We start from the raw sequence: 10,508 nt of genomic DNA, 5'->3' as shown, positions 1-10,508 counted from the left end.
AACAAAAATCAGATCATTTGTATATTTAAAATCGCTCCTGATCAAGCTGTATGTAAGGAGCTGATCATGTGAAGAGAAAGGTCCTTATGTGCTCAGGTTTATTCTGCTCGATATTTGCAGGGGCATTCATGCTGAATCAGTATGACGGCCGTGCCCGTGTGGCAGACAATGATGAATGGGAACTGTATTTATTGGAGCACCACCTGTCAACTAATATGAGTGAGGCGGAATCTAAGGATAGGCCGTTTGGGTCCAGGGAGTATATGCGGATTGTGAACAAATAAAAAAGAGTTCCGTCTAAAACGGAACTCTTTTTCTGATTATGAAGTGAAAAAGCGAAGTAAAATTGTCGCGCAAATGACAGTTCCTGCTCCGCCCAGGCGGGTAGAAATTTGGGCGAATGGCATAAGGCCCATTCTTCCTGAAGCGGACAAAATGGCGACATCTCCCGTTCCGCCGAGACCGCTGTGACAGCAGGTCACGATTGCGGATTCAACAGGGTACATGTTCATCAGTTTGCCTACAAAATATCCGGAAGAAATCATGGCAACGACAACTGAAATACAAATGATGACAAACGGAATAGAAATCACAGATGCCACGTCATCTAAAGGGATAAAGAGAATCCCGAGGCCTACCATAAGCGGCCATGTAAAGCTTGATGAAATAAACTTATAAAGCTGATATGCGCCTTCCTCCATTTTTTTCGGAAGGATATTTGCATATTTGATTGCGGCTGCTGAAATAATCATTAAAATAGCGCCTGGGATGAAGATAAATTTCTCCAGTAAACCGCCGAAAATAAAGAACGTACAGGCGAGCAGTACTCCGGCTCCCATCAGTTTAAAGTCAATTTTAGCTTCAGCCTCTTTTTGATTGAAAATATCGTTTGCTTTCTTAGATTTAACGAGACGCCCATTGCCGTTTAGATCAGGCCGTTTTTCGCCCAGTTTTTTCATTAAAGCAGCAGAGATAATAGCGAAAACGTTTCCAATGATAGCGGCAGGAACCAGCTGCGACACATACACATCAGCGGAAGACCCCAATATTTGCGAATAAGCAATGGAGAGAGGCAAAATTCCTTCACCTATTCCCCCGGCAATAATCGGCACAACAACAAAGAAAAAGGAATCATAGGCACTGTAGCCGAAGATGAATCCGACGAGCACGCCAGCCGCAACCGCCGCAATTGTGCCCGCTACTAAAGGAACGAACATTCTGATGAATCCCTGTATTAAAACAGTTCTGTTCATTCCAAGAATGCTTCCTACAACAAGACAAGCGATATAGAAATAAAGAAAGTTAGATGTTTTCATTAAATTGGTAACAGCATCTATTGATGATGGATTCAACACATTATAAAAAACTAAAAAAGATGGCACAAACAAAGATAGAATAGCAGGACCGCCAATATCTTTCAAAATCGGAATCCGCTGGCCGATATCGCCAAGAAAGACACCTAAAATCATAATGATGGCAAACCCGCCCAGCATGTTTGCGGGCAGCTCGTTGTAATAAGCCGCAAGAATAATAATGACAGCTAATGCTGTATATAATGGGAGAGGAATCACGCCGATTTCCCAGGTCCATATTTTTTTAAACAGGCTTTTCTCCTGTGTGTCTTTGTGCTCAGGTAAAACTTCCTCTGTTTTGTGAATTGCTCCCATTGTCGTACACCCCCATGTATTGTTTGTTACAGTCTACAAGAAAGCGCTAACAAAGGATATTTTTTTAAGTTAAATAATTAATAAACAACTAAATTAAGAAGGTATTTTGGATCAGAAAAAATCCCTGAGAAGCCGCTTCCCAGGGAGGTGTCTTACCGTTTTCCTTTGATATAAGGCACGCCGTTTGCTTTTGGCGCATCTGCGCGTCCGATAAAACCGGTTAAGGCCAGGATGGTTAATACGTAAGGGGCAATCAGCATATATACATTCGGTATGTCCTTAAAAAGAGGGAGCAGAGAGCCGATGATGCTTAAGCTTTGGGCGAATCCGAAAAACAGGGCGGCGCCGAGTGCGCCGATCGGATGCCATTTTCCGAATACAAGGGCCGCGAGTGCGATAAACCCTTGCCCGGAAATGGTAGAATGCGTAAAGTCGAGCGCAATGGTTGACGCATATACGCCGCCCCCGAGGCCGCCGAACAATCCGCTGATCATCACGCCGATATAGCGCATTTTGTAGACATTGATCCCCATAGTATCGGCCGCCATGGGGTGTTCTCCGACGGAACGAATACGGAGGCCGAACGGCGTTTTAAACAAGATAAACCACGAAATAAAGGCCAGGACAATTGCGAGAATAGACGTATAATAGACATCTGAAAAGAAGATTTTTCCCAATACAGGGATGTCGCTCAAGCCGGGAATACTCGTTTTATAAAAAGGCTCGGGAATTTTGTCTGTTTGCGCTTTTCCGTAAATCAGCTTTACGATAAATAAAGTAGCCCCAAGCGCCAGCATATTAATGGCGACGCCGCTGACTGTCTGATCTGCGCGAAACGATATCGCCGCTGCCGCGTGAATCAGTGAAAACAGCGCGCCGGCTGCCATGGCGGCAACGAGTGAGAGCCATGGCGCCGCGGCTCCCAATTCAGGGCCTAAAAATAAATTGAATAAAACACTGGTGAATGCTCCGATAATCATGAGGCCTTCGAGGCCAATATTGACAACGCCTGATCTCTCGGAAAATACGCCGCCGAGAGCAGTTAAAATAAGCGGGGCTGCGTATACGAGTGTGGCCGGGACAATGATTGATAAAATCTGCAGAACGTCCACTTAGTTCGCCCCCTTTTTCTTCAACTTATCCGCGACAAAACGAATGGCATAGCTTGAAGCAACAAACAGAATGATAATGGCAATCACAATATCGACAACCTCAGAAGGTACGCCTGATTCAATTGGCATATTTAACGCTCCGATTTTGAGGCCGCCAAGCAAAGCTGCCGCAAGCACAACACCGGCCGCAGTGTTCCCACCCAGGAGAGCGACGGCAATACCGTCAAAGCCGACGCCGGTAAATGCGCCTTTGACAGCTGCGTATTCAAATGTTCCCAGACCTTCCATGGCACCTGCAAGGCCTGCAAAAGCTCCTGAAATGAGCATGGAGGTCATAATATTCTTCCGCACGCTCATACCGGCGTACTGAGACGCGTGCTGATTGAATCCCACTGCCCGAAGCTCAAAGCCTTTCGTTGTTTTGTTAATCATAAACCACATAACAACAGCTGCGAGAAGGGCGATGACGATTCCCCAGTGAAGCCTTGAATAATCCGTAATCTGCTCAAGAAACGGCGAGCGAAGTGAGGCGGATTCGTGAATTTTTTCCGTCTTATCCTGATTGTCTGTCATGACTTTTGAAATCAAATAATTGGTCATATGCAGTGCGATATAATTCATCATAATGGTGACAATGACCTCGTGAACATAGAACCGTGCTTTTAAAAAGCCGGGAATAAATCCCCATAAACCGCCTGCTGCAGCCGCTGTGAGCAGTGCAAGCGGCATGTGAATATAAGCCGGTCCGTCAAACGCCGTTCCGACCCAAACGGCCGCTGTCCAGCCCACTAGCAGTTGTCCCTCTACCCCGATATTGAAAAGTCCGGTTCGGAATGCGAAAGCAACAGCTAATCCGGATAAAATATAAGGTGTAATCTGCCGGACGGTTTCCCCGATGTAATAGATTTCTCCAAATATCCCATTCCATAAAGCGGAATAGCCGCTGGTCACACTGTATCCGCTCGCAAGCATAATAAGTGCGCCGGCCAGCAAGCCGAGCATGATCGCAATGAGCGGCACGAGTAAATGAGAGAGTCGTTTAACCATTTGCTTTCCCCGCTTCCCTTTGCGTGCTTCCCGCCATCAAGAGGCCGAGCTCTTGCTCAGTGGTATCCAGCGGATTAACGCTGGATATAATGCTGCCTTCAAAAATGACGGCGATTCTGTCACTGAGATTCATGATTTCATCAAGCTCAAACGATAAAAGAAGAACGGCTTTTCCGGCATCACGCTGTTCAATGAGTTTTTTATGGACAAATTCAATCGCTCCAACATCAAGGCCGCGAGTCGGCTGGGCTGCGATTAACAAGTCAGGATTTCGGTCAATTTCCCTTCCGATAATTGCTTTTTGCTGGTTTCCGCCTGACAATGCCCGCGCGTGAGTATATTCATCGGGGGTTCTGACATCGTACTCGCTGATCACGCTGCGGGCTTTCTTATACATTTCGCCTTTATGTAAAACACCGAATGCTGAATAAGGCTTTTTGTAATAGCTTTGGAGCAAGATATTTTCACCGATTGGAAAATCCAGGACGAGACCGTGTTTGTGGCGGTCCTGCGGAATATGCCCGATTCCGGACTCCGTTACGTTTCTCGGCGTCAAGTTTTGTATCTGTTTTCCGTTTAGGGAAATGGTTCCAGACTCCGTTTTTCGGAGTCCTGTAATCGCTTCAATCAGCTCTGACTGTCCGTTTCCGTCAACGCCGGCTATGCCGACAATTTCTCCGGCATTGACAGAGAGCGACAAATCCTTTACAGCTTCTACTCCGCGAGTATCTTTTACGGTAATTCTGTCAATCGCCAGCACTGCAGATCCCGGCTGAGCCGCTTTTTTTTCTGTTTTGAACAATACCTCGCGGCCGACCATCAGACTGGCGAGCTCGTCTTGATGTGTATCCCGGACATCCAGTGTTTTGATGCCTTTTCCTTTGCGGATAATGGTAACGCGGTCACAAACCTCCATGATTTCTTTCAGTTTATGGGTGATTAAGATAATTGATTTTCCCTCATTGACGAGGTTCTTCATGATTTGAATGAGCTCTTTGATTTCATGAGGCGTCAACACAGCTGTCGGTTCATCAAAAATCAGGATGTCAGCCCCGCGGTAGAGGGTTTTTAATATTTCTGCACGCTGCTGCATGCCGACGGATATGTCTGCTACCTTTGCCTCGGGATTAATTTGAAGTCCGTATCGGTCGGAAATGTCCTGAACCTCTCGGACAGCCCGTTTTCGGTCAATCCGCCCGAGATTTTTCGGCTCCTTCCCGAGAATAATATTTTCAGCAACTGTAAATGTATCGACAAGCATAAAATGCTGATGCACCATGCCGATTCCGAGATCATTCGCTTTGTTCGGGCTGTTGATGTGCACCTTCTCACCGCGGACCCGAATTTCTCCCTTTTCTGGCTGATACAGCCCGAACAGGACGTTCATCAAAGTTGATTTGCCCGCTCCGTTTTCACCGAGCAGCGCGTGGATTTCGCCTTTTTTGACCTGAAGATTAATGTTGTCATTTGCGACGATACCGGGAAACTCCTTGCGTATATTGAGCATTTCAATGACATATTCCACAGAATTGACCGCTCCTTTTTTTCATGCTTTTAAATTAGAGACTGGCAATAGAAAAGCCGCAAGGAAATGTGCAGCTTTGCTCTGAAAGAAAAACAAGGGATAAGGGCTCTTCTCCTTATCCCCGCGATTCTTATTCAGCTTTGAAATTTTTCAGCTCTTTCTCTGTTCCCGGCACTTCTAGTCCGTCGATAATTTTTTTCTTCCAATCATCAACCGCTTTGATTACATCATCCGATAGGTTTTGTTTAGAGGAAGAAATGCCGACTCCGTCTTGATCAAGCCCGTATGTAAGCGTTTCTCCGCCGGGGAATTTGCCTTCGCTTGCTTTCTTCGTTAAATCTTCAACTGCTGTATCAACCTTTTTGACCATGGAAGTAAGGGTGACGTTATCGTCTGTTCCTTCTACTTGGCCTTCTGCGTATTGATCTTTATCGACTCCGATCACCCAAACATCACGCTTCGGGTCTTCTTTTTTCAGGTTCTTGGCTTCTGTAAAGACACCTGTGCCGGTGGCGCCTGCGGAGTGGTAAATCACATCAACCCCTGACTTATACATGCTCTCGGCGGTTGCTTTTCCAACGTCCGCTTTATCGAATCCGCCCGCATACTTCACCTGGACAGTTGCGTCAGGTTTTACGGCCTGAACCCCTGCACGGAAGCCGACTTCGAATTTTTTGATTAACTCGGATTCCATGCCGCCCACAAATCCGATTTTTCCTGATTTGCTTGTTAAGGCTGCGGCCACTCCGACAAGAAATGAGCCTTCCTGCTCTTTAAACGTAATGCTTGCGACGTTGTCTTTATCGACGACTGCGTCAATAATCGCAAAGTTTGTATTTTTGCGCTGATCGGCGATTTCACTGATTGAATCTTCCATCAAGTAGCCGACGCCATAGATCAAGTCGAAATGCTCACGCGCTAATTTATTTAAGTTTGTTGTATAATCTGCATCTGATTTAGATTGCAGGTAGTCGTATCCGTTTTTCCCTTTTTCCAGACCATTATCTTTACCGAAGGCTTGGATGCCTTCCCATGCTGATTGGTTAAAAGATTTGTCATCCACCCCGCCAATGTCGGTAACCATCGCCACACTGAATTTGTTTTTGCCTTCACTGTTACCGCTGCTTTTTTCGCTGTTTCCGCACGCTCCTAAAATGGTGCCCGCTGCGATGACAAGTGACATCGCCAATCCGATTTTGCGTTTCTTCAAGATATAACCCCCCAGAAAAATTTGGCCTGAGCTGATCCGGTCAGTCATGGGATGGATGCCTCACTCAATTCTTAGAATCGATAAAATTTTCAGATAATAACAATTAGAATGAGCTGAGGCAGTTCTGATCTTCCCTTAGTAAGTGTGATGTGGGTGTTTCCTTCGAAAGGCGGGGAAGAGAAGGATGCGGAAGGTGTTCCGGGCGGAAAACCGTGACATCTCTTTCTGGAGTGTGACTTATGACTTAGTCTAGGGATCAACTAACCAATCATAATTTATCATTTTACTTACAAGAAATAAATAGAATTATGCATAATTTTTTAAAAAATATGTATTTTTAGAATTGTATTTCAAATATGCCGAAAAGCCCTTTATTATTTTTGTATAGCTTATTGGCGAAAGGTTCAAGCAGCTTGGCAAAAGATGTGACAGAGAAAAACGCACTGCTCGATATGAACAGTGCGTTTTTTTATAAATATTGCTTAATTCCGTTAAGGTTGCCTGTATTGACATTGTACTGAAACACCGGTCTCCCGATCGTTCCGTACGCCATTTCGACATTCAGAACCTGTATATCCTCAAGAAATTTTAAGTATTTTCGGATGGATACTTGAGATATTTCAGTATGATTCGCCAGGTCTTCTGTCGTAAAGGATTCGTTTTCAAAGGATTGTATGCTGGACCAAATCAGCTTCAGCGTGCTTTTTGTCAGCCCTTTTGGCAGATGCACTTTTTCTGTCGCTTCCTTCTTATGAAACAGTTCCGCGTCCAATTCTTTTTGGCTCATGTTTCGGTGGGTGGAATAGACTTTTTGTTTTCGTCTGTAATCAGAAAGGGCAGTCTGAAAACGTTCAAATTCAAACGGTTTGATTAAGTAATCCACAGCTCCGTAACGAAGTGTTTTTTTGATGACGTCCAGCTCGCTTGCCGCAGAGATAACAATCACGTCAACCGCTTCATTTTGGGCTCTTAATTCCGTCAGCAGCTCAAGCCCGTTTTTACCCGGCATGTAAATATCAAGCAAAATGAGGTCGATGTGATGCTCGCCTAAAATATGCAGAGCGCTTTGAAAGGAAGAGGCGATTCCTTTCAGCTGAAAGCCTTCTATTTGGCTTAAATATCGTTTATTTAATTCACCCACCATGGGGTCATCTTCAACTATTAGTACATTAATCATGGTTTTCCTCCTTCGGTTCGTACGGGATTCGAAGACTGAATGTGGTTCCTTCATTTTTTTCGCTGGTGATAATCATTTGACCCTTCAAATTCTCCATGCTTTGCTGGGTGAAATAAAGGCCGAATCCCCGGTTTTTGCCCTTTGTTGAATAGCCTTGTTCGAATACCTTGACTTGGTCTTCTTCAGACATGCCGGCTCCTGTATCGGTAATTTCGATGTCCAATATTTTGTCATGAAAACGCATGGACATCGTGATTTGTTTTTTCGGCATATTGGCAACAGCATCTAAGGCATTGTTGATCAGATTTCCGATAATCGTAATCAGTTCATGAATGACTGAAGGATCTGCTGCATTTGGAATAACCCCGCTGCATTCAATATCGAGATTTGCGCCCTGCTCTCGTATGTAACTCTGTTTTCCCAACAGAAAACCGGCCAGTACGGAGCTTTTGATATCATTTATGATTTCACTTGTTTCTGATTTTTGCTGAATGGCAATATCTTTAATATAATCTCCAAGATCGTCATACTCTTTCAGCTGGACGAGACCTAATATCACATGCAGTTTGTTCATAAATTCATGAGACTGCGCTCTCAGTGCGTTTGCATACATTTTAACACCGGAAAGCTGTTCAGCTAAATGTTTTACCTCGGTTTTGTCCCGGAAAGTCGCAATCGCTCCGACGGTTTGTCCTTTCAGCTGGATAGGCACTTCATTAAATACAAGCTCTAATCCGTTAATGCGCACATCTCTGTCTTGAAGTGGTTTTCTGGTCTCAATGACATTTTTCAGGCGGCTTTTTGGCAGGATGTCATTGACATCCTGATCGACGGGATTTGTTTCTATGCCCATTTTAATGAAAAGACGCTTCGCTTCCGCATTGGCAAGCTTGATTTTGCCGTGCTCATCGACAGCGAGTATGCCTTCTTTCGTTGATTCAAGCATGGCGCTCCGTTCTTGAAGAAGTGTCGCGATTTCATATGGTTCAAGTCCGTACATGATACTTTTCACCGTACGTGCGACGATAACAGCCCCGATGACGCCGACGAATATACTGACACAAATAATAAAATAGAGCGGCCGTAAGCTATGGCTGATGACTTCGTCAATTTCATTCACTGTAATGCCGACCGCAACGGCTCCGACTTGTTTTCCATTCTTGGCGTAGACAGGCACAAACGCTCTCTGCGATTTCCCAAGCGTGCCTGAGGCGGTGCTGATATGGACATGTCCTTTTAATACTTCGGCTTCATCCCCGCCGCTGAACTTTTTTCCGATTTTGCTGCGGTCCGGATGGGTTCTGCGAATGCCGTTCATATCCATAACGACGACAAATTCTGTGCCGGTAATTTTCTGGACGTCCAGCGTATAGCTGAGCAGTTCCTTCTGTTTTTTTCCGCTCTCCAAAGCGGAGGCAGTGATCGGTGCGTCGGCAACCATTTCAGCAGTTTGGAGCGCTGTGTCTCTTTCCTGATCACGTATCCTTTTGGAGGTTTGGGCACCAACGGTAAAAAAGGTGATGAGCAGTGCGATTAACACAACGATACAGACAAATATGGTGAGTCTGGTTTGCAGTTTTAATGTTTTTTTCATATAAAACTTCCTTACGTTTTATGATTCCTGCGTACTACTTTACTCTCAAAATGGCGCTTTGTGAAGATTTGGGACCGTAATTCGTAAAAAGGAGAAAAAATGGAATAATTTATCTTGTCAATGTGTTTTAAGTCCTCCATAATAAATGAGGTAGATTATAGAAAGGGACTTTTTTATATGAAAAATACTTATTTGACAGGATACTTTCCGCTGATTGCGATCCTGCTTTTTAGTTCGTCTTTATCCATTTCAACCTCACTCTATGCATTGAAGATGCTTTCTTCATTTGGAATGTACGATGGAATGCTCGATTACTTCTCAGAGAAAGGAATCAGACTAGCGTTATTTGCGGCTTTTGCGCTTTTATATTTTATGGTTCTGTCCGCTCTGAAATTAATTGCGAATACCGTGACTGAGCTGTCACTGCTGTTTTTCGCAAATGATCCTGAAGGAAACAACCTGAAAACAATCAGAATGGGCTCTATCATTTATTTAGGCGGCGGGATCGTATCCTTTGTGCTATTGCAAAATGTCTTCTGGATTGTGATCTGGTTTGCAGTTGTTACACTTGCTTACTTTGTGTTCGTTGTTTACAGGATTTATTCAACACTTTCTATCATGTCATTGGTCGGATTCATTCTAATGGAACTGCTGTTTTGGTTTACATTTGTTATCGGTATTCTGTTCATATTTATCAAGCTTTATAATAGCATAATGGCTAGCTTACCTGTGTAAGCTAGCCATTTTTTCGTTTATGGTAAAAATCTATTTTTTATAGAAGGGGAGGGGAGCATACATTCATTTTTTTTGCCGAACCACTTATAGCGGTTTTTGGCGATAACGGAATAGAGCATATCTCTGACAGGTTTCGGCACTGCAAGAAACAGGACAAAGAGCCGCCATAGGCCCCGCAGATGCCTGAAAACCTTTATGGCTGCAGTTGACTTAGTGTAAACCTGGCCGTCTTCAATAAAAACAAAGCTGTCAAAATGCTCAGTCGGAAGCCCGCTTTTTTTCAGCAGGCTCTGTCCTGTTTCCGATTGAAGCGATGCAAATGAAATTAAACCGTTTGGATCACGTTTTATGATAAATTGAACGGCCCCGTTGCATAAATTGCACACACCGTCAAACAGTAATACGCGATTTGGAATTTGTTCTGATGTCACTGCAGATCCC

Annotated in this window: 10 protein-coding genes; 2 read left to right on the top strand and 8 right to left on the bottom strand. The window is 44.4% G+C overall.

The features are described from left to right. Positions 1-68: 68 nt before the first annotated feature. Positions 69-284 (top strand): hypothetical protein, encoded by a 216-nt coding sequence (locus NSU16_RS15530; protein ID WP_268448442.1) that lies wholly within the window; start codon positions 69-71, stop codon positions 282-284. Positions 285-320: 36 nt separating this feature from the next. Here the strand turns inward: NSU16_RS15530 and maeN are convergent, their stop codons facing one another. From maeN to malK, 7 genes are all read right to left on the bottom strand, one after another. Next, a complete protein-coding gene (maeN, locus tag NSU16_RS15525; RefSeq protein ID WP_268447276.1) occupies positions 321-1,667 on the bottom strand; it encodes a sodium/malate symporter MaeN in 1,347 nt (448 codons plus the stop codon). A 152-nt stretch (positions 1,668-1,819) separates the two neighbouring features. Next, positions 1,820-2,779 carry a guanosine ABC transporter permease NupQ gene (gene nupQ / locus NSU16_RS15520; RefSeq protein WP_010331679.1) on the bottom strand — a complete coding sequence of 320 codons (960 nt, stop codon included), beginning with the start codon at positions 2,777-2,779 and terminating at the stop codon, positions 1,820-1,822. Next, on the bottom strand, positions 2,780-3,826 hold the full coding sequence (locus NSU16_RS15515; RefSeq protein ID WP_339191421.1) for an ABC transporter permease: 1,047 nt from the start codon (positions 3,824-3,826) through the stop codon (positions 2,780-2,782). After that, positions 3,819-5,351 (bottom strand): ABC transporter ATP-binding protein, encoded by a 1,533-nt coding sequence (locus NSU16_RS15510; RefSeq protein ID WP_268504717.1) that lies wholly within the window; start codon positions 5,349-5,351, stop codon positions 3,819-3,821. Before NSU16_RS15510 ends, NSU16_RS15515 begins: the two co-directional genes overlap by 8 nt. Positions 5,352-5,481: 130 nt before the next feature. Next, complete coding sequence (gene nupN, locus NSU16_RS15505; RefSeq protein WP_168748636.1) at positions 5,482-6,561, bottom strand: guanosine ABC transporter substrate-binding protein NupN; 1,080 nt, start codon at positions 6,559-6,561, stop codon at positions 5,482-5,484. Positions 6,562-7,030: 469 nt separating this feature from the next. After that, complete coding sequence (gene maeM / locus NSU16_RS15500; RefSeq protein WP_024122665.1) at positions 7,031-7,738, bottom strand: two-component system response regulator MaeM; 708 nt, start codon at positions 7,736-7,738, stop codon at positions 7,031-7,033. Then, complete coding sequence (gene malK, locus NSU16_RS15495; protein ID WP_339191420.1) at positions 7,731-9,332, bottom strand: malate sensor histidine kinase MalK; 1,602 nt, start codon at positions 9,330-9,332, stop codon at positions 7,731-7,733. Before malK ends, maeM begins: the two co-directional genes overlap by 8 nt. Before the next feature lie 177 nt (positions 9,333-9,509). On the opposite strand from malK, the gene NSU16_RS15490 reads away from it, so the two are divergent. Beyond that, positions 9,510-10,067: a YufK family protein gene (locus NSU16_RS15490; RefSeq protein ID WP_010331673.1), complete on the top strand. Its 558-nt coding sequence runs from the start codon at positions 9,510-9,512 to the stop codon at positions 10,065-10,067. A gap of 17 nt (positions 10,068-10,084) precedes the next feature. Here NSU16_RS15490 and NSU16_RS15485 read toward each other — a convergent pair whose 3' ends face one another. Beyond that, positions 10,085-10,498, bottom strand: coding sequence for a thiol-disulfide oxidoreductase DCC family protein (locus NSU16_RS15485; RefSeq protein ID WP_339191418.1), 414 nt, complete (start codon positions 10,496-10,498; stop codon positions 10,085-10,087). Positions 10,499-10,508 lie beyond the last annotated feature (10 nt).

It is taken from the genome of Bacillus sp. FSL K6-1003, from assembly GCF_037964945.1.
Taxonomy (GTDB): domain Bacteria; phylum Bacillota; class Bacilli; order Bacillales; family Bacillaceae; genus Bacillus; species Bacillus mojavensis.
The sequence above is the reverse complement of the archived record's forward strand: the minus strand, read 5'-3'. Positions and strand labels throughout refer to the sequence as shown.